General features: G+C 40.2%; 15 protein-coding genes. 7 read left to right on the top strand and 8 right to left on the bottom strand.

The annotated features are described in order from the left end of the window. The first annotated feature begins 76 nt into the window (after positions 1-76). The 4 genes from ubiG to yfaE all read left to right on the top strand — a co-directional run bounded on the left by ubiG (position 77) and on the right by yfaE (position 4,849). Complete coding sequence (gene ubiG, locus M1E96_RS07680) at positions 77-799, top strand: bifunctional 2-polyprenyl-6-hydroxyphenol methylase/3-demethylubiquinol 3-O-methyltransferase UbiG (RefSeq protein WP_070929253.1); 723 nt, start codon at positions 77-79, stop codon at positions 797-799. A gap of 341 nt (positions 800-1,140) precedes the next feature. Beyond that, on the top strand, positions 1,141-3,432 hold the full coding sequence (gene nrdA / locus M1E96_RS07675; protein ID WP_070929252.1) for a class 1a ribonucleoside-diphosphate reductase subunit alpha: 2,292 nt from the start codon (positions 1,141-1,143) through the stop codon (positions 3,430-3,432). A gap of 11 nt (positions 3,433-3,443) precedes the next feature. Further along, entirely contained in the window at positions 3,444-4,580 is a 1,137-nt protein-coding gene (nrdB, locus tag M1E96_RS07670; protein ID WP_070929251.1) for a class Ia ribonucleoside-diphosphate reductase subunit beta, read from the top strand. A gap of 2 nt (positions 4,581-4,582) precedes the next feature. Then, positions 4,583-4,849 (top strand): class I ribonucleotide reductase maintenance protein YfaE, encoded by a 267-nt coding sequence (gene yfaE, locus M1E96_RS07665; RefSeq protein ID WP_070929250.1) that lies wholly within the window; start codon positions 4,583-4,585, stop codon positions 4,847-4,849. Positions 4,850-5,083: 234 nt separating this feature from the next. Here the strand turns inward: yfaE and M1E96_RS07660 are convergent, their stop codons facing one another. Beyond that, a complete protein-coding gene (locus tag M1E96_RS07660; protein ID WP_070929249.1) occupies positions 5,084-6,424 on the bottom strand; it encodes an anaerobic C4-dicarboxylate transporter in 1,341 nt (446 codons plus the stop codon). Between the two features lie 426 nt (positions 6,425-6,850). Between M1E96_RS07660 and tyrP the strand changes: the two genes are divergently transcribed. Next, on the top strand, positions 6,851-8,068 hold the full coding sequence (gene tyrP, locus M1E96_RS07655) for a tyrosine transporter TyrP (protein ID WP_337979912.1): 1,218 nt from the start codon (positions 6,851-6,853) through the stop codon (positions 8,066-8,068). 70 nt (positions 8,069-8,138) lie between these two features. On the opposite strand, the gene M1E96_RS07650 is transcribed toward tyrP, so the two are convergent. Further along, on the bottom strand, positions 8,139-8,687 hold the full coding sequence (locus tag M1E96_RS07650) for a YfaZ family outer membrane protein (RefSeq protein WP_070929247.1): 549 nt from the start codon (positions 8,685-8,687) through the stop codon (positions 8,139-8,141). 324 nt (positions 8,688-9,011) lie between these two features. On the opposite strand from M1E96_RS07650, the gene M1E96_RS07645 reads away from it, so the two are divergent. Beyond that, positions 9,012-10,451 carry a catalase gene (locus M1E96_RS07645; RefSeq protein WP_272579964.1) on the top strand — a complete coding sequence of 480 codons (1,440 nt, stop codon included), beginning with the start codon at positions 9,012-9,014 and terminating at the stop codon, positions 10,449-10,451. Between the two features lie 180 nt (positions 10,452-10,631). On the opposite strand, the gene menE is transcribed toward M1E96_RS07645, so the two are convergent. From menE to M1E96_RS07615, 6 genes are all read right to left on the bottom strand, one after another. Further along, on the bottom strand, positions 10,632-12,032 hold the full coding sequence (menE, locus tag M1E96_RS07640) for an o-succinylbenzoate--CoA ligase (RefSeq protein ID WP_272579948.1): 1,401 nt from the start codon (positions 12,030-12,032) through the stop codon (positions 10,632-10,634). Continuing rightward, complete coding sequence (gene menC / locus M1E96_RS07635; RefSeq protein ID WP_272579947.1) at positions 12,020-12,991, bottom strand: o-succinylbenzoate synthase; 972 nt, start codon at positions 12,989-12,991, stop codon at positions 12,020-12,022. Before menC ends, menE begins: the two co-directional genes overlap by 13 nt. After that, complete coding sequence (menB, locus tag M1E96_RS07630) at positions 12,991-13,848, bottom strand: 1,4-dihydroxy-2-naphthoyl-CoA synthase (RefSeq protein WP_140178631.1); 858 nt, start codon at positions 13,846-13,848, stop codon at positions 12,991-12,993. The genes menC and menB overlap by 1 nt, the downstream gene beginning before the upstream one ends. A gap of 12 nt (positions 13,849-13,860) precedes the next feature. Beyond that, a complete protein-coding gene (menH, locus tag M1E96_RS07625) occupies positions 13,861-14,625 on the bottom strand; it encodes a 2-succinyl-6-hydroxy-2,4-cyclohexadiene-1-carboxylate synthase (protein ID WP_070929244.1) in 765 nt (254 codons plus the stop codon). Continuing rightward, positions 14,625-16,298 (bottom strand): 2-succinyl-5-enolpyruvyl-6-hydroxy-3-cyclohexene-1-carboxylic-acid synthase, encoded by a 1,674-nt coding sequence (gene menD / locus M1E96_RS07620; protein WP_272579946.1) that lies wholly within the window; start codon positions 16,296-16,298, stop codon positions 14,625-14,627. The genes menH and menD overlap by 1 nt, the downstream gene beginning before the upstream one ends. A 127-nt stretch (positions 16,299-16,425) precedes the next feature. Next, entirely contained in the window at positions 16,426-17,751 is a 1,326-nt protein-coding gene (locus M1E96_RS07615; RefSeq protein WP_140187283.1) for an isochorismate synthase, read from the bottom strand. A gap of 812 nt (positions 17,752-18,563) precedes the next feature. Between M1E96_RS07615 and M1E96_RS07610 the strand changes: the two genes are divergently transcribed. Next, entirely contained in the window at positions 18,564-19,766 is a 1,203-nt protein-coding gene (locus M1E96_RS07610; RefSeq protein WP_319066618.1) for an alpha-xenorhabdolysin family binary toxin subunit A, read from the top strand. The last annotated feature ends 13 nt before the right edge of the window (positions 19,767-19,779 follow it).

The following is a 19,779-nucleotide window of genomic DNA, read 5'->3' as shown; positions in this document are numbered from 1 at the left end:
CGTGCCACGAAGTGCTACAAATTGAATATGGTGAGTATAACGTTCGGACAGCTATCTAGAAACAGGAGCTCCACTCATGAATGAGACATCAACCCCAAGCTATCAAAACGTCGACCAACAGGAAATTGAAAAATTTGAAGCTATTGCTTCTCGCTGGTGGGATTTAGAAGGCGAATTTGCACCACTTCATCGTATCAATCCACTGCGTCTTGGCTATATCATGCAGCGTGTCGATGGTTTGTTTGGTAAAAAAGTGTTGGATGTGGGTTGTGGTGGTGGAATTTTATCGGAAAGCATGGCGCGTGAAGGTGCAAATGTCACAGGCCTTGATATGGGTGCAGAACCATTGATGGTCGCTCGATTACATTCATTAGAATCGGGGATCCCTGTTGAATATGTTCAAGAGACCGTTGAACAACATGCCGATAAATATCCACAAGCCTATGATGTAGTCACCTGTATGGAGATGCTTGAGCATGTTCCAGATCCTGAGTCTGTCGTTCGTGCTTGCGCTAAATTAGTCAAACCCGGTGGGCATGTCATTTTTTCCACGATTAACCGCAACAAAAAAGCATGGCTAATGGCGGTTGTTGGGGCTGAATATGTAATGAAAATGGTGCCAAAAGGAACCCATGATGCGAAGAAATTCATCCGTCCTTCTGAACTCATTGGCTGGGTTGATAACACGCAACTAAAAGACAATCATATCATTGGGTTACATTACAACCCTTTGAAGGATAAATTCTATTTAGGACCGAATGTAGACGTCAATTATATGTTGCATACTGTCAGCGAATAAATAGCAAGCGTTGCGTTTAAGAAACCAGCAAACAAACTCCATTTACAAAATTTATTTTTATCACCATGTATCGAGCTTCGATTAATAGAATTCCTTTTCTAGTGCAGCTTACCGACATGGTGATTTTTTTTATCCCAAAAGTTATCCACAGAAGACTCAGATTTGTGCACTTGCTAAAAATGTACATTAACATTATCTTGTTATTGTAAAATCAACAAACCACTACATATAGTATGTAATTCAGTTCTAACACTACAAGCCTCATAGGGTCACACCATGAGTTTTTTTATTGTTAGGGATGTGCTATTTCTATTTGTAGGCCAACCAAGGTGTACTTGCTCATGAACCAGAGTCTGTTAGTCACAAAACGTGATGGACATAAAGAACGCATTGATCTCGATAAAATCCACAAGGTAATAACCTGGGCCGCTGAGGGCCTAAGTAACGTATCTGTTTCACAGGTGGAGTTACGTTCACAGATTCAGTTTTATGATGGAATTAGAACCTCCGATATTCATGAAACCATGATCAAAGCAGCAGCAGACCTGATTACTGGTGATACCCCTGATTATCAGTACCTTGCCGCGCGTCTTGCTATTTTCAACTTGCGTAAAAAAGCGTACGGTCAATTTGAACCGCCAACACTGTATAAACACGTCAAACGCCTAGTTGAAATGGGCAAATATGATAAGCATTTGCTGGAAGACTACTCACAAGCAGAGTTCGAGCAAATGGATGGTTTTATTGACCATTGGCGTGATATGAATTTCTCCTATGCTGCCGTCAAACAACTTGAAGGTAAGTACTTGGTTCAGAACCGTGTTACGGGTGAAATTTATGAAAGCGCGCAATTCCTGTATATTTTAGTTGCGGCATGCCTGTTTTCACATTATCCGAAAGAAACACGCCTTGACTATATTCGTCGTTTCTATGATGCGGCATCAACATTTAAAATCTCATTGCCAACCCCTATTATGGCTGGTGTACGTACTCCTACTCGCCAATTCAGCTCTTGTGTACTGATTGAATGTGGCGATAGCCTAGATTCAATTAACGCAACCTCAAGTGCGATTGTTAAGTATGTTTCACAACGTGCTGGGATCGGTGTTAACGCAGGCCGTATCCGTGCGCTAGGCAGCCCAATTCGTGGTGGTGAAGCATTCCACACAGGTTGTATTCCTTTCTATAAGCATTTCCAAACAGCGGTTAAATCGTGCTCGCAAGGTGGTGTTCGTGGCGGTGCAGCGACACTGTTCTATCCACTGTGGCATTTGGAAGTTGAAAGCTTATTAGTCCTGAAAAATAACCGTGGTGTTGAAGGTAACCGTGTACGCCATATGGATTACGGTGTTCAAATCAACAAGCTAATGTATGAGCGTTTGATCAAAAACCAAGACATCACTCTGTTTAGCCCATCAGATGTACCGGGACTATATGATGCATTCTTTGCTGATCAAGATGAATTTGAGCGCTTATATGTGACTTATGAGCAAGATGAAACTATCCGTAAAACTAGCGTCAAAGCGGTTGAACTGTTTTCATTGATGATGCAAGAACGCGCCTCAACTGGCCGTATCTATATTCAAAACGTAGACCATTGTAATACGCATAGCCCATTTGATCCTCAAGTGGCACCGGTACGTCAATCTAACCTTTGTTTAGAAATTGCATTACCAACTAAGCCATTGAATAACATCAATGATGAAGAAGGCGAAATTGCGCTCTGTACGCTATCTGCCTTTAACTTAGGCGCGATTGATAGCCTTGACGAATTAGAAGAGCTGGCAGTATTGGCTGTACGTGCTCTGGATGCGTTATTAGATTATCAAGACTACCCGATCATTGCTGCGAAAAAAGGTGCAATGGGTCGTCGTACGTTAGGTATTGGCGTTATCAACTATGCTTATTATTTAGCTAAGCATGGCGTGCGCTATTCTGATGGCAGTGCCAATAATTTGACACATAAAACGTTTGAAGCCATTCAATATTATCTATTGAAAGCCTCTAACGAGCTGGCAAAAGAACAAGGGGCTTGCCCTTGGTTCAATGAAACCACTTATTCACAAGGTATTTTACCAATCGATACCTATAAAAAAGAGTTGGATAAACTGACCAATGAACCTCTACATTTTGATTGGGAAACATTGCGTAAAGATATTCAACAATATGGCCTGCGTAACTCAACATTGTCTGCGTTGATGCCATCTGAAACATCATCACAGATTTCTAACGCAACGAATGGTATCGAGCCACCTCGTGGTTATATCAGTATTAAAGCATCGAAAGATGGTATTTTACGCCAAGTTGTTCCTGATTATGAGAATCTGAAAGGCGCTTATGAGTTATTATGGCAAATGCCTTCAAACAGCGGCTATTTGCAATTAGTCGGTATTATGCAGAAATTTATCGATCAGTCGATCTCTGCCAATACTAACTATGACCCAACGCGTTTTACCACTGGCAAAGTACCAATGAATCAATTGCTAAAAGATTTATTGCTCGCCTATAAGTTTGGTGTGAAAACACTTTACTACCATAACACCCGTGATGGCGCGGAAGATGTTCAAGGTGATCTGGAAGAAGTTGTTGAGTCAGCTGATTCAGATTGTGAAGGCGGCGCGTGTAAAATTTAATAGGAATTGTCATGTCACATACATACACAACCTTCTCTCAAAAGAGAAATGACCAATTGCTGGAGCCGATGTTTTTCGGCCAGCCTGTTAACGTAGCTCGCTTTGATCAGCAAAAGTATCCGATTTTCGAAAAGTTAATCGAAAAACAGCTTTCGTTTTTCTGGCGCCCAGAAGAAGTTGATGTTTCACGCGATCGCATTGATTACAATGCACTGCCTGATCATGAAAAGCATATTTTCATCAGTAATTTGAAATACCAAACGCTGCTTGACTCTATTCAGGGTCGCAGCCCTAACGTAGCACTGCTGCCTTTGATTTCAATTCCTGAATTAGAGACTTGGATTGAAACTTGGGCATTCTCAGAAACTATTCATTCACGCTCTTACACTCATATTATTCGTAATATCGTGAATGATCCGGCACTGATTTTCGATGATATCGTTGAAAATGAAGAAATTCTGAAGCGTGCTCGTGATATTTCAGCGTACTACGATACACTGATTGAAATGACTAATTATTACCATATGTTTGGTGAAGGCACTCACACCTGCAATGGTAAGCAAATTACGGTGTCATTACGCGCTCTGAAAAAACAGCTGTATCTGTGCCTAATGAGTGTTAACGCACTGGAAGCCATTCGCTTCTATGTCAGTTTTGCCTGTTCATTTGCTTTCGCAGAGCGTGAACTGATGGAAGGTAATGCTAAAATCATCAAATTGATTGCCCGTGATGAAGCATTGCATCTCACTGGTACACAGCATATGCTAAATTTACTGCGTTCAGGTCAAGACGATCCTGAAATGGCAGAAATTGCCTTAGAATGTGAAGATGAATGCTATAAACTGTTTGTGGATGCGGCTGAGCAAGAAAAAGAGTGGGCTGAATACTTATTTAGCGAAGGCTCAATGATTGGCTTGAACAAAGACATTTTGTGTCAATATGTTGAATATATCACCAACATTCGTATGCAAGCTGTTGGTTTAAAACTACCATTCGAAGCACGTTCAAATCCAATTCCTTGGATCAATGCATGGTTAGTTTCTGATAACGTTCAAGTTGCGCCACAAGAAGTTGAAGTCAGCTCCTATCTGGTCGGTCAGATTGACTCTGAAGTCAATACTGATGACCTGAGTGATTTTGAACTCTAATCATGGCTAGCCATAAAGTCACCCTGCGGCTTTCGCAGGGTGTGCAAGTCCCCTACCATACCGAGATCCACACTAGCTTGCTCGATGCACTTGAAGACAGCCGTATACCTGTCGAGTTTCAATGCCGAGAAGGTTACTGTGGTTCATGCAAGGTCATGCTTCTAAAAGGGAAAGTGGGTTATAAACAAAAGCCTTTGGCCTTTGTCCAAAATGGAGAAATCCTACCTTGTTGCTGCCACCCTCTTTCTGATATTGAAATCAATCAATAAGTAGCACACTGACAGAACCAAGTAAAAAAGTGTTTGATTGTCACCATCGCACTATCCATCGAGCAGTCAAACCTTTCTTAAGGGCACGCTAAAAAACAGCAAAAATTTTGTTTGAGATTAAAGAAATCCCATTAAAATCAATTTATCAAAAAATTAAATGACTACCGTAAAATATCATTTATTCAACGGTAGTCTGACATACTCATATCACTTTAGAAGTGATTATTTTATGCATTATAGGTAGCCGTACAAACCCGCAAATACCCAGCCAAACACACAAGAAACACCCACACCAATCAAACCCGGTAAAATGAAACTGTGGTTAATCACAAATTTACCAATCCGAGTTGTTCCTGAACGGTCAAATTGAATGGCAGCAAGATCGCTCGGGTAAGTTGGTAAAATATAATAACCATAACAAGCAGGCGCAGATGCAATAATATAGGCGGGATCAACACCAATACCTAACGCAATCGGCACTACCGCAGCTAATGCTGCCGCTTGTGAGTTAACAAATTTAGAAACTAATAATAGAATGACTGCGTAAGCCCATGGAAAATCTTTGACTAATGCGCCAAGGGTGCCTTTTATCTCATCCATATGTGCGCCGAACATGGTTTCTGCCATCCATGCGATACCATACACCGCAACAATTGCTATCATCCCTGAACGGAATACTTCGTTTTTAGATATTTGCCCCGGGTTTGTTTTACAAATAATGATAATCAGTGCACCAGCCAACAGCATAAACATTTGGATCACGAGTACCATGGAAAGTGGCTTACCATTAACCAAAGGTCTTAATTCAGAAACTGCGCCCAAAATGGCAACAACAGCGATGGATGCTAAAAAAATCCACATCGCAACCCAATTAATTTTTGGTAATTTCTTATCAAGTAAAGTCGCGCTGTCACCATAAACATACTCATAGTTTTCTGGCACTGAGATGAATTTTTGGAATTCAGGATCTTTATCTAAATCCTTACCTCTAAACCAGCTAAAAATACCAATAGCCAGTATCCCGATCAGCGTAGATGGAATGGTAATTGCTAATAAATCTAAAAATTCTAATGATTTGCCATTAATAGTGACACCATTAAGCATCGCTACTAATGATACCACTGCAACAGAAACAGGACTGGCGATGATCCCCATTTGTGCACCAATGCTACTGGCCGCCATCGGTCTTTCTGGACGGATATTATTTTTGATCGCGGCATCATAGATAATCGGTAAGATGGTATACACCACGTGCCCTGTACCACACAAAATGGTTAAGATACATGTCACAAAAGGTGCCACAATAGAAATGTATTTTGGATTTTTACGTAGTAGTCGTTCTGCAATTTGCAGCATGACATCCAAACCGCCTGATGCTTGTAAGGTTGCTGATGCGGCAACAACAGCAATAATAACAAGCATAACATCAACAGGCGGTTTTCCAGGCGGTAGACCAAAACCAAACACCAGTATTACCAACCCAACACCACCTAACAGCCCTAATGCCATCCCCCCTTTTCTTGCTCCGTAGAACAAGCAGACAAGAATAATGGCGAGTTGTATCAGAAAGTCCATAAGTTCATCCTTTAATTAATGTTTATCTACATTATCAGGATGAAAGATTGGCAAATTGTTGATTTATATTAATTAGTAAAAGAATTTAATCTTATTTTTCAATGCGATTTCGGCATTACATCACAATATTTATCTTAAGTTACTGCCATACTGTTCTGTTAAGTTAAAATATCCATATAAATCAGTCGATTAATAAAGACATATTAACATTATAAACCATATATATTCACCTTTAATGATCTAATTTCATAACTCTAATTAATTAGTTACCTAAAACTATTCGCAGTTATTTTCATCACTTAAGCTCAATAAACCCCATCATCGTAAATATATGTTTACATCAAATGTAATTTAGATTTGACAGAAAAAAGCAGATCGCATAATCTGCACAGCTTATTAATCTATGACTTTTAATCAGAGGAATTTGTGAAAAATCGCACGCTAGGTAGCGTTTTAATCGTTGCAGGAACAACAATAGGTGCAGGGATGCTGGCAATGCCACTAGCCGCTGCGGGTGTCGGTTTCACAGGTATCGTTTGCTTACTTGTAGGCTTATGGATGTTAATGAGTTATACCTCATTACTGTTGGTTGAAGTTTATCAACATAATCCACCTGATATGGGTTTAGGCTCTATCGCTAAAAAATACCTAGGTCCAATAGGCCAAATCGTCACTGGCCTTAGCATGCTATTATTAATGTATGCACTCACGACCGCTTATATTGGCGGTGCAGGCGTATTAATTTCCGACAGTCTTTCGTCTTGGTGGAATATTCAAATTTCAACCGAAAGCGCAATCATTCTATTTACCGTGATTGGTGGTACGGTAGTTTGTATCGGTACCCATTCTGTCGATTTTATTAACCGCTTACTATTTACTGCTAAAATTATTTTTCTGGTAATTATGTTAGCCGTTATGATGCCTCATGTTGAATCTGTCAACTTAGCGTCGATGCCTGTCGAGAAAGGGATGCTCCTAGCCGCTGTTCCTGTGATTTTTACCTCTTTTGGTTTTCATGGCAGTGTGCCTAGTCTAGTTAATTACATGAATGGTGATGTACGTAAATTACGTCTCATTTTTATTACAGGAAGCGCGATCCCTCTGATCGCCTATATTCTGTGGCAAATCGCCACATTAGGTTCAATCCCATCTAGCACCTTTTTAGGTATTTTGGCTCAAGAGGCTGGACTTAATGGCCTATTGACGGCAATCCGAGATGTTGTCGCAACACCACGAGTCAACATTGCAGTGAGCCTGTTTATGGATCTTGCTCTCGCCACTTCATTCTTAGGAGTCGCACTCGGCTTGTTTGATTATTTAGCTGACTTATTCAAGCGTAGTAATCATTTCTTTGGTCGGATGCAAACGACGTTATTAACCTTTTTGCCACCACTACTTGCCGCATTATTTTTCAGTAGTTTTGTGCAAGCGTTAACTTATGCAGCAGTGGCATTGTCAGTATTAGCACTGATCATCCCTGCATTATTAACCATGCGAGTCAGAGCAACAGAAAAGCCAACGGACAAACCTCACTATCAGGTCAAAGGTGGTTCGGCTGTTTTAGGTGTTGTGCTACTTTGTGGTATCGCTGTGATTGTGATCCAATTTGCTATTGTGGCCGGTTTTTTACCTAATGTAGGTTAAATATCTCTCCCATAAAAAAACCTGTACCGTTAATAAAACGGTACAGGTTTTTTCTTTTAGAACAGATTTATTAGAAACTTAAACCTGCACCAACATACCAACCATCAGCAATTTTGTTGTTTGGGTTGTTGTGATTACCTTTAATATCGATGATACGGTAACCTGCATCAACGGATAAAGGTTTAAATACCGTGTAACGAGCACCCACTTTTGCTTCAGTATAAGCATCACTACCCGAAGTTAACGAAGCAGGCGCACCATAAGCTTCGCCATAGATATTTAATGAAGGTAGAGCTTGCCAGCCTAAACCTGCACCAGCCGCTAGTGCCATACCGTTTTTATTATCTTCAGGAGATAAATATAGCGCTTTACCGCCAACATAAGCAGAGAATGGCCCCAGTGGTAAACCAAAAGTTGCACCTAAGCTACCCATTTGACCGTTATGATCACTGCGCGCCCATGAACCATCAAATGCTAGGCCAGAACCTTTAGTACCAATACCAGCGCTTAATTCAGTATAATGTTCACCTGCACTTGCATTTACCGAGATTGCTTGTGCTGTCCCAACAAACATCAGTGATGACGCCGCAGCAGCAGCGAGAAATAATCCTTTACGCATATTATTGCCCCATAAATAGAAGTTATAGTAATAATATTACAATATATAATCACTATTCTCAGCAGTTATTACTGTTTTTTACTTTATGATTACTAAAAAACAACCAATAACTACTGAAATGAGTATCACTTAGCTCAAGCCAATCTCTATTTATAATCATTTTTAATTAGTTATCACAGCAATCGATACGACAAATTAGTTATACTTCAACCAATCAACTATAATTGAATGATAATAATGCATAATTTATCAATTTATATGATATAAACTGCATTAAAAGGATTTATTGGTTTTATTGTCTATAACTCACTGGAGAGTATTGTGATGAAAAAGAAAGGCCTAACGACTGCGTCTGGCGCACCTGTTGTCGATAATAATAATGTAATGACCGCTGGCCCACGTGGCCCAATGTTATTGCAAGATGTTTGGTTCTTAGAGAAATTGGCTCACTTTGACCGCGAAGTGATCCCTGAACGCCGTATGCATGCTAAAGGTTCAGGTGCATTTGGAACTTTCACCGTAACTCATGACATTACCCGCTATACCCGCGCTAAAATCTTTGCTTCCGTTGGTAAGAAAACCGATATGTTTGCACGTTTTTCAACAGTCGCAGGTGAACGAGGCGCTGCTGATGCTGAACGCGATATCCGTGGTTTTGCACTGAAGTTCTATACCGAAGAAGGGAACTGGGATCTGGTTGGTAATAATACCCCTGTTTTCTATTTACGTGACCCTCTAAAATTCCCTGACTTAAACCACGTTGTTAAACGTTGTCCGTATAGCAATATGCGCTCAATGGCTTATAAGTGGGATTTCTTCTCTCACTTACCTGAATCTCTCCACCAGCTAACCATTGATGTCAGTGACCGTGGTTTACCACGTAGCTATCGTAATATGCATGGTTTTGGTAGCCACACCTATAGCTTTATCAATAATGATAATGAACGTTTTTGGGTTAAATTCCATTTCCGCTGTCAACAAGGCATTGCTAACCTAATGGATGAAGAAGCCGAAGCCATTATTGGTAAAGATCGTGAAAGCTCACAACGAGACCTGTTTGATGCGATCAACAAAGGTGATTACCCACGTTGGAATTTGCAGATCCAAATTATGCCAGAAAAAGAAGCATCAACAGTACCTTATAATCCATTTGACCTCACTAAAGTTTGGCCACATAAAGATTATCCACTGATTGATGTTGGTTATTTTGAATTAAACCGTAACCCTGCCAATTACTTCTCGGATGTTGAGCAAGCTGCATTTAGCCCAGCGAACATCGTTCCAGGTATTGGTTTCTCACCTGATAAAATGCTGCAAGGTCGTCTGTTCTCATATGGTGATGCACATCGCTATCGCTTAGGTGTTAACCACCATCAGATCCCTGTTAATACCCCACGCTGCCCGTTCCATAATTACCATCGAGATGGTGCAATGCGTGTTGATGGCAATAGTGGTAATGGTGTGACTTATGAGCCAAACAGTGCTGGCTTATTCCAAGAACAGCCTAATTTCAGTGAACCACCACTGACGATTGAAGGCGCTGCTGACCATTGGAACCATCGTGAAGATGAAGACTACTTTAGCCAGCCTCGTGCTTTATATGAATTACTGGATGATGCAGAACATCAACGCATGTTCAAACGCCTAGCAGGTGAATTAATTGAAGCGTCTGAAGAAACACAAAAACGCCAAATTGATTTGTTTAAAAAGGTGCATCCTGAATACGGTGCAGGTGTTGAAAAAGCGCTTAATGCACTTAAATAACGTTAGATAAAAATTAAGTTCGGGCTCTATGCTCTAAATAGTTCGAGATGCAGGAAGAAGACAAGCGAAGGCTGCTGGGCTGCATAGATAACTCTATGCCTCGGTGAGCGTAGCACGGTCAGCTCCCTGCAACTTGAAATATAAAGAGTATATATTAGAGCCCTAATTATTTAACTCTCATTATTGATTGTATACCCAGTCTCTGACCTGCTTTCGAGAGACCTTAATGCCACTGCTTTTTAACTGACTTTCAAGTCGATAGAAATGTACAGGAAATTGATATGGCGTGAGTTTGTCTTTTAACCAATCCGCAATCTCACTTAATATCTGTGTCTCGCTGACATCCACCACTGCCACTCCTCGTTGCCCAAATTCTTTATCATCAATTGGTATAATAAAGCTCTGTTTTACCGCAGGATGGCTATTAATAACGGCTTCAATATCTTCTGGTTGGACACATTCACCACCACTGATAAACAGATTATCTAATCGCCCAAGCACTTGATATTCACCATCAATATAAGCTCCTTTATCATTAGTTTTCAACCAACCCTCAAGCGTATTGAGTGGTTTTATTTTCCCATCAAACCAATAACCAAGGGCTTGGCTATGCGACTTAATTTGAATTTCATTGTCGACTAATCTGACTTGTTTACCACTAAGAGGCTGGCCGACCCCTTTTCTGCCATCGGCACGTTTAGCACACACCGTTGAAGCCATTTCTGTCATGCCATAACCACTCCAGCAATCAATTCCTTTGCTTGCGGCTAAATCAGTTAATGATGTCGGTATTGTCGCACCACCTAACAAAACTTGTTTTAGGGTTAATGAACGACTTTCTGTTTGCTCAAGCAGTCGCCATAATTGTGTTGGCACCAAAGAGGCATGACTGACCCCTTGTAACGATTCAATTAAACATGCTGATTTAACTGCTAATTTAGCGCCACGCAATAACCAACGCCATAAAATACCTTGCCCAGAAACATGAAATAGCGGTAACGATAACAACCAACAATCATTCATTTGGTAGTCCATTGCCTGTAACACACCATTAGCGCTATCAAAATGCGCATGCATACTATGCAGCGCCGCTTTGGGCAATCCTGTCGAGCCTGACGTTAAGATCAGGGTGGCGGGCTGTTCTATCACATGATCAAAACATGGCAAATGGCTTATCTGCTGCGGATAAGAAGGATTCGTCTCTATAAATTGTAATTCGGGATATGAAAATAAATTGAGTAATCCATCATCAAAGTCAATAACGAAATCAATATCGAGGTGCGGTAATAAATCTTTCAGTAATAATTCAGGTTGTCGTGGATTCAGAGGTAACACCTTTGCACCACAACGTAATATAGCCAATTGGCTTAAGAGCAGTTGTGGACTATTTTTCCCGCGTAAGATAACAGTCTGGCTATTACGTAGCCCCTGCTGATAAAAACACTCAGCAAGCGCGGTAATTTTTTCGGATAACTGCAACCACGTCAAAGCGCTATCATCCGTTAGCAATGCAATAGCACTAGGTTGTTGACTGGCCCAGTGCTGCCAAGGCCAGTCATTAAAACGTGTTAACTCTGCCATTCGATTGTTAATTCATCAAGCTGTGTAACCGGAAGTGAGCTATTAGGCCAAGTTCTAATTAATTGAGATTGAATTAAATCAAGTGTATCTAACCCCGGTATCGTATGCGGTGTTAGCTGATGTGCGATACGAGCTAATTGTGTTAGCCCAAAGCTCGTTTCTATTGATGAGCTGATCACCGCTTGCAAACCATGTTGATGTGCCTCAGTCACCAATTGGCGACAATAGGTTAAACTCCCAGTGAGCGTAGGCTTGATCACTATCGCAGCTACCCCTGCTTGCGCTTCGACTTTGAAATTAGCTTCTCTAACACTTTCATCCCACGCAATGGCAATACCCGTATCTGCGGCATATTGCAGTGACTCTTCCCGAGTTTTGCAAGGCTCTTCAAGAAAGTCGATGCGGTGACGATATTCAGGATTAACGTATTTCGCAAAACCCTCCGCTTTGGCTCTTGTCCAACTGCGGTTTGCATCAAGACGTAATTTCAAGTCAGGTACCGCTTCTAGCAGCAAGTTAGTGACCATACCGTCACGTACCGCTTCATACAACCCAACTTTGACCTTAGCAATCTTTTCACCTTCCATTGCATCAAGGCGTAAAATAAGGTCGTCAGGATCACCACTACACAGTGGCGCTTTACGGTAGTCTGCTTGCTCGGGTAGTTCACCTGACAATTCAGCTAAGGCGCAACTGCAACCAAAAGCAACCGATGGTAAAAGGCTATCTATCAAAAGCTGCCCACTTACCCACTCCGTCAACTTTTGTTTTGCTTCTTCGGTGGCTTCAGCTAATGTTTCTCGACTAAACTCAGGAAGGGGCGATATCTCTCCCCAACCTACGTTCTCCCCATCCTCTAAGCGAACCAGCAACCCATCACGAGTTTTTAGGCGTTGGTAACGCAGGATAACGCCTGCCTCCATCGGCAGGCTAAACGCGTAAAGTGTTGCCTTACGCATTATGGGTTACGCTTATATTTAGAGAAGTCAGGCGCACGTTTTTCATTAAAGGCATTACGGCCTTCTTGACCTTCTTCGGTCATGTAAAACAGCATAGTTGCATTACCTGCAAGTTCTTGTAAACCAGCTTGTCCATCACAATCTGCATTTAAAGCTGCTTTCAAACAACGTAATGCCATTGGGCTATTTTCTAACATTTCACGGCACCAACGCACTGTTTCTTTTTCCAGTTCAGCGTAAGGAACAACCGTATTCACCAGCCCCATATCTAATGCTTCTTGTGCATTGTACTGACGGCATAAGAACCAAATTTCACGAGCTTTTTTCTGGCCAACAATACGTGCCATGTAAGAAGCGCCCCACCCACCATCAAAGGAGCCGACTTTTGGCCCTGTTTGACCAAATACGGCGTTCTCTGCGGCAATCGTCAGGTCACACATCATGTGCAGTACGTGACCGCCACCGATGGCAAAGCCTGCCACCATCGCAACAACCGGTTTAGGGCAAGTACGAATTTGGCGTTGAAAATCCAATACGTTAAGGTGGTGTGTACCACTTTCATCACGGTAGCCGCCGTAGTCACCACGGATTTTTTGATCGCCACCAGCACAGAAGGCTTTTTCACCTGCGCCAGTCAAAATAATGGTGCCTACCGTGTCATCATAACGTGCATCAGACAACGCTTGGATCATCTCTTTCACGGTTTGTGGGCGGAATGCATTACGTACTTGCGGACGGTTAATGGTAATTTTTGCAATCCCTTCAGGTGATTTATGATACAGAATATCATCAAACCCCTCAGAGCAATCTTGCCATTCAATCGGAGCATAGAGCTTTTCTTCGCTAGGATAAATCATTATCAGGTTCCTTTAACCACAAAGTGATAAAAAATGGTGAAGCGCAGTTGCATAGTCATGCGGATTTTCACGATGAGCATTATGCCCTGCATTGTTAATTAGCGTAATCGGCAAAGCATATTGTTGCGAAACGCTTCGAAATTTTTGGTCTCGTTCGCCACAAAAATAGCGAAATGGTATCGAGAGCTCAGATAGCTTGTCGGCTAAAAAAGGTTGTTTGGCTAATGAGGTATTTTCTAAAATATTCGCAACCGATTGAGGATTGTTTTGCTGGCGTAATAATACTAATTGTTGGCGTTCATTAGCGGTTAAATGAGCAAAAACCGCTTGTTGATACCAATCATTTAGCACTATTTCAATCGGCTCAAAACGAAAACGTTGCGCCCATTGATGATCGTTTTTCTCTCTTTGAGCACGCAGAGCAACCTCATTTAGCCCGACATTTCCGCCTTCAATAATCAAACCACATAGTCCATCAGTCTGATAGTAACATGCATAGTGCATTGCTAAACGCGCACCCAATGAGTAACCAATAAGATAATATTGTGAAATACCATGATGTTGTATTACCTGAGCTAGCTGCTGATCAAAATCAGCAAAACCATGACAATCTATGGAGCTAGAGGCTCCGTGCCCCGGTAAATCTATACGCAGAGAGGGATAATTTGGACAGAGATCAACAATAGGTTGCCATTCATCAGCACTGCCTAGTAATCCATGTAGCCAAATCAGCCACGGTCCTGATTGGTGTTGATTATCACGGTAGGCCGCTAACATCAAAGGTTACCTACTTCATCAAGTAACTGTTTGAATGTGCGCGCCCCTTCATCACTATCGACAACTAATTCGATCAATAACGTACCTTGTTGATTATGCCAAAACTGCTCAACAACATTGAGTAATGATAACCAATCTTTTGGTGCCTCATATTGCAAGCCAAACATCAAGGCCGCGTGCTGAAAATGAACGTTTTGTGGCATGCAGTAGTAATCTTGTCGTGTTTTTTCAGGCGTTGGCAGCATCGAAAAAATTTGCCCTCCATTATTGTTCACTACAATCAAAATGGTTGGAGCAGAAGGTTCTCGCAATAATGCTAAACTGTTGAGATCATACAGAGCAGAAAGATCACCAACAATGCCCAATGTCGGTTTTGCTGTTGCTCGTTGTACGCCCGCCATCGTGGCAATTAGCCCATCGATACCACTCGCACCTCGATTACTATAAACCGGATATTCAGCAGGTAATTGAGCAAATGCATCAATTAGCCTAACAATAAGGCTATTACCAACAAATAATTGCCCTTTTGGTGCCAAAAGTTGTGGTAGCTGATGCGCAACCGCAGCTTCAGAAAATTGATGTTGTAATTGCTCTGTGACATGCTGTTGCGTACGTTCTGCTAATGCTAATAAACCATCACACCAAGTACCGCGCGGTTGTGCAGGATGTTCATCAAGCCAGCCTTTGATAGAGCAGGTTAATTTTCGACCATAATGATTTGCTGGGTCAAGACGCCCTTGGATCGTATCAATGATCCAGTATTCTTGTGGATGGCATTGAGCCTGCCATTGAAGTAAGCGTTTACCGGTTAAACTTGAACCAAATTGCACCACTAATTCCGCTTGCTTCAGCCAATCTTGAGCTTGAGGATGAGCTAACCAGAGATCTGCACATGGGTAAGGCTGCCCTGTTTGCGAAAGAACATCACCAATTAATGGCCAGCCAAGCATTTTAGCCCAGTCAGCAACGCGTTGGCCGTCCTGTTCATTCATTCTACCGGCTATCACGACACCTTTTTTTTGGCGCCAAAAGTACCAATCTGAAATATGCGCAACGGTATTTGTTAAAGGTTCACTTAACCAAGGTAAATTTGAATGCCACCAATCACCTAACTGTTGTTGCCACTCATAGGCTCCGTCTGTCTCACCGTATAATGGCTCTGCAAATGGGCAATTAATATGAAATGCACCTTGGTGTAACAAGTTCATGCCATTATCAATAGCACTGACTAGCCATTTTGCAGAAATATCTTCTGTTGGCCTTGGCAACATCAAGCTTTGCGTAGGATGCGAAGCAAATATATGTGTCTGACGAATAGCTTGGTTTGCGCCGCAATCAATGAGCTCTGGTGGTCGATCTGCGGTGAGAAAAACGATTTTTTCACCCGTTAAGCCTGCTTCAATCAAAGATGGATATAAGTTAGCCACTGCGGTGCCTGAAGTTACGATCACACCAACAGGCGCTAAACTCGCTTTTGCTAAACCTAATGCAAGATGCCCTAACCCTCTTTCATCAAAATGCGTGTGACAATGTAATTTGTTATTCTTTGCCGCAGTTAAAGTCAAAGGGGTAGAACGCGAGCCGGGCGCAATACAAATATGTTTCATGCCATGACGGGTCAGCGCTTCGATAATAATCTCAGCCCAACGCATATTAAAAACAGAATTCGACATAATAAGCTCAGTAAGTTATTTATTATCAACAAGTGTAATGCGCTTAATAAAAATTTCTTGATCTTAGAACAATTTTTAGTGAACTAATTGAAAGCAAAAGAAAATAACCACTCTATGAATAAGGATATTAATCCTGTTCAAGCAATGATTTTAAACCCGCAGCCTTATTTTCAATTTCAATCCATTCTTGTTCAGGATCAGAATCGCTGACGATACCTGCACCAGAAAATAGTGACAATTTTTGATGTTCAATTTGAGCGCAGCGTAATGAAACTGCAAATTCACTTTTATTAAGACTAACGAAGCCTCCCGTTCCGGCATACCAACGCCGAGAAAAAGGCTCATGTTCAGTTAAAAATTGTCGTGCAACTGCGCGAGGTAAGCCACACACTGCTGCGGTAGGCTGTAATCGTTGAAGGCATTCGCTATCTGATGAAGAGATCAGCGTTGCCGCAATCGAACGGTATAGATGTTGGATCTTACGTAAGCGAATTATTTTCGCTGGAGAGACGTCAATTCCTGTGACAATACCTTGTAGTTGTTGGCAAATATCATCAACGACAACTAAGTTTTCATGCTGGTTTTTACTGTCTTCCATCAACCATTTTGCATTTTGTGCCGCAATATTGTCATCCATATCATTAGCGACGGTACCTGCTAATGCCTCAGAATTTAATTGGGTTCCTTGACGCAAATACAGGCGTTCAGGTGTAGATGATAAAAAACCCGACTGTTTATCAAACGCCATCATAAAATGATAACATTGATGATTCACTTGTTGGCTAGCCAATAAAAATTCAGCCACTGATACGGATTTTGACAAAGTGAGCTTAGTCTCCCGTGCCATCACCACCTTTTCCATATGGCCAGATTTCATGCGGGTAATTGCATCGCTCAACAATTCACACCATTGTTTTTTTTCTGGTGAATGCTCATAGCTTATGATTCGTGCATCTAAAGGAAGAACTGATGATGTAACAGGTTTAAGCTGCTTTAGAAATTCTATCGCAGCCAAGCGATCCTGTTCCCCCACGATATTAATAGTGATGGTGATTGATGAACGTTGACGAAAAATTTCTAAACGCGGTAAAAAATAATAAGCTGCATTCTGTTTATCAGCTTTTGTGATGCCATCGCCAAATGCATTCCAGCCATTTAGCCCCCATAGACGCATATCAGGGTAATCTGCATTAGCGGAGAGAAAAGCTTCTGCTGCATCAATATCATTAAATTCACATGCAGTGCCAATTGCACTACATTCATCAGTACCAGTACGTTGATACCAGTAAAATTGTGGGTAGCAAGGCTGTTCAGATAGCCATTCAAGCCCTGGAAAAGCTGATTGCCCCTCAACTTTCCAGCATAAACGAGTCAAATTTTGATTATTCAATACCAATTCTGACAGTTGTTGAAGAATTCCAGTTACTAAATTATCTATTTTTTTATATGCCACTTTAGATCCCTACTGCCATCCCCACAAAGACTGTAGGTAATTATATAGTGCAATATAATTTATTGACACATTCATTATTCCTGACAATAGGTGTTACCAATAAAAAAATCAAATTTGCTTTAACAATAGCTTCCTATTTTATCAACAAGATATAGTCTATCTATTTGTATATTATGGCTAAATTTAAAATTGAATCTCTTTGATTTATATCAAATTTCATCACTAACTTAGCATTTATTACCCCAATAAACATGAAAATACGATGACTAATTAATACGCATATCGTAATAAGAATGAGCATTAACCTCCCCTAAATCAAATTAAGTTATCGCTATTAACAATTTTGACAACGATAGCGATTTGCACAATTCAAATAAATCTCAATTATGTTGAGATAAATTATTCAGTGGATGAAGAAAAAATAGACATTTTCATTTTTAAATTAAAATAATAGAGATCTGAGTTAAGTATCACTAACTATATTATAATATATACAATACTCTATTGATTGATTGGAAGTAAAACCAATGATGATTATATTAATACGTCAATTTCTAATATATATTCTCATATTTTATTATCTTCTATTCTACAAACATTCAAGTAGCTTAGTCACTACTCACTGGGTATAAATAAATCTAAATTAATACATTACGTCATAGAGCATAGAATATTAATGTTTTTCTATTTTATTTTTAAATAATAAATAAAAAAACGATTCAAATACAAACTTAAAATATGACGAGTCGCTATGAGTTAAGAGATTATATACCTATTATATTAACCCGTTATTAAATTGGAAACCAATCATTATGAGTGATACAAACTATGATAAAATAATTGAAAAAGAAAATATAGGAAATGTAACGCTTGCATTATTAACTAACCAAGATCCTCTTTCTGCCCGTGCCCCCGGAATTTTCACTCAACTCGATCTTATCAATATTCATAAATACATCAACTTTGCATTAACATTACCCACTTCTTCTCACGATATCTTGTCATGGTTTAAAATTAGTAGCTCAGCAAACTTTCCGCTTGAAATCAGCCACCTCACAAATACTATCCAACTAATTAATAGTCATGCAAAAACTTGGGATAATGTTGAACAACAAGTAAAACAGCAAGCGATTAATCTATCATTAACTAGCCGAAATATTGTTCAAACAGGTAATCAAATAGTCGATTATATTAATCACATGCCAATTGTCCAACAAATAGCAAACAGCTTAGATGAACTCTCTGCGGAAGAACTACGAAATATAAGATATCAAAATGACGATCAGCAAATTGCTACAGAATTACTCAGCATTCTAGGTTTTATAAAAGATGATATTTTAAATCAAGCAGATAAAACATCAAAGATAAAAAATATTATTTCTGATTTTCGAGTACATATTATCGGAGGGAATTTATCTAACAATCAAGAAGTCGATTCTTTACTTTTTAAAATTAAATCGATTTATATGCAATTAGATTCTACTGATGATACTCATACAGAATCTAATCTAATTGAAAAGATCTCAGCGCTTAAACACGAAGTGATGATCCTCGAAAAAGAATATAAACATTTTGTTAAACTCAGTTTTACAGGGCTTGCTGGTGGTCTTATCGGTTTAATCATCACAGGAGGAATATTTGGTAGCCAAGCAGAAAAAGTTCGCCACAGGAAAAATGGGTTAATAAATCAAATTAGTGAATTAAATGAAAAAATTAACCGTGACCGTTTTATGAAGAAAACAATCCTTGATATTCAAATTAATCTACAAAAAATTGAAGGCCATTTTAAAGATGCCCGCTTAGCCATTGACCATTTAGATTATATGTGGCTCGTGATATTAACAGAAATTAACCAATCGATAGAGACATTCTCTCGTATCGATAATGCTGAAAATCTTCTTAAATTCATTGCCCGTTTTAAAAAAATTATCACTGCATGGGTCTCAGTTCAAATATATGCAGATCAACTAGTCGAACTATTTGATGTTCAGCTAACTAAATCTTCTCAGGTTTAATAAAGGTAATCAT

Origin of the sequence: Providencia sp. PROV236, from assembly GCF_033676985.1 — a bacterium.
Classification (GTDB): Bacteria; Pseudomonadota; Gammaproteobacteria; order Enterobacterales; family Enterobacteriaceae; genus Providencia; species Providencia manganoxydans.
Note: the sequence above shows the minus strand (reverse complement) of the source record. Positions and strands in the feature narration are given on the sequence as shown.

Bases quoted from the DNA above. Each gene is read 5' to 3' on its own strand.
- menH (WP_070929244.1), bottom strand. From the start codon at position 14,625: ATGTTAGCGGCCTACCGTGATAATCAACACCAATCAGGACCGTGGCTG.
- nrdA (WP_070929252.1), top strand. From the start codon at position 1,141: ATGAACCAGAGTCTGTTAGTCACAAAACGTGATGGACATAAAGAACGC.
- menD (WP_272579946.1), bottom strand. From the start codon at position 16,298: ATGTCGAATTCTGTTTTTAATATGCGTTGGGCTGAGATTATTATCGAA.
- yfaE (WP_070929250.1), top strand. From the start codon at position 4,583: ATGGCTAGCCATAAAGTCACCCTGCGGCTTTCGCAGGGTGTGCAAGTC.
- M1E96_RS07650 (WP_070929247.1), bottom strand. From the start codon at position 8,687: ATGCGTAAAGGATTATTTCTCGCTGCTGCTGCGGCGTCATCACTGATG.
- M1E96_RS07610 (WP_319066618.1), top strand. From the start codon at position 18,564: ATGAGTGATACAAACTATGATAAAATAATTGAAAAAGAAAATATAGGA.
- M1E96_RS07660 (WP_070929249.1), bottom strand. From the start codon at position 6,424: ATGGACTTTCTGATACAACTCGCCATTATTCTTGTCTGCTTGTTCTAC.
- nrdB (WP_070929251.1), top strand. From the start codon at position 3,444: ATGTCACATACATACACAACCTTCTCTCAAAAGAGAAATGACCAATTG.
- menB (WP_140178631.1), bottom strand. From the start codon at position 13,848: ATGATTTATCCTAGCGAAGAAAAGCTCTATGCTCCGATTGAATGGCAA.
- menC (WP_272579947.1), bottom strand. From the start codon at position 12,991: ATGCGTAAGGCAACACTTTACGCGTTTAGCCTGCCGATGGAGGCAGGC.
- menE (WP_272579948.1), bottom strand. From the start codon at position 12,032: ATGGCAGAGTTAACACGTTTTAATGACTGGCCTTGGCAGCACTGGGCC.
- ubiG (WP_070929253.1), top strand. From the start codon at position 77: ATGAATGAGACATCAACCCCAAGCTATCAAAACGTCGACCAACAGGAA.
- M1E96_RS07645 (WP_272579964.1), top strand. From the start codon at position 9,012: ATGAAAAAGAAAGGCCTAACGACTGCGTCTGGCGCACCTGTTGTCGAT.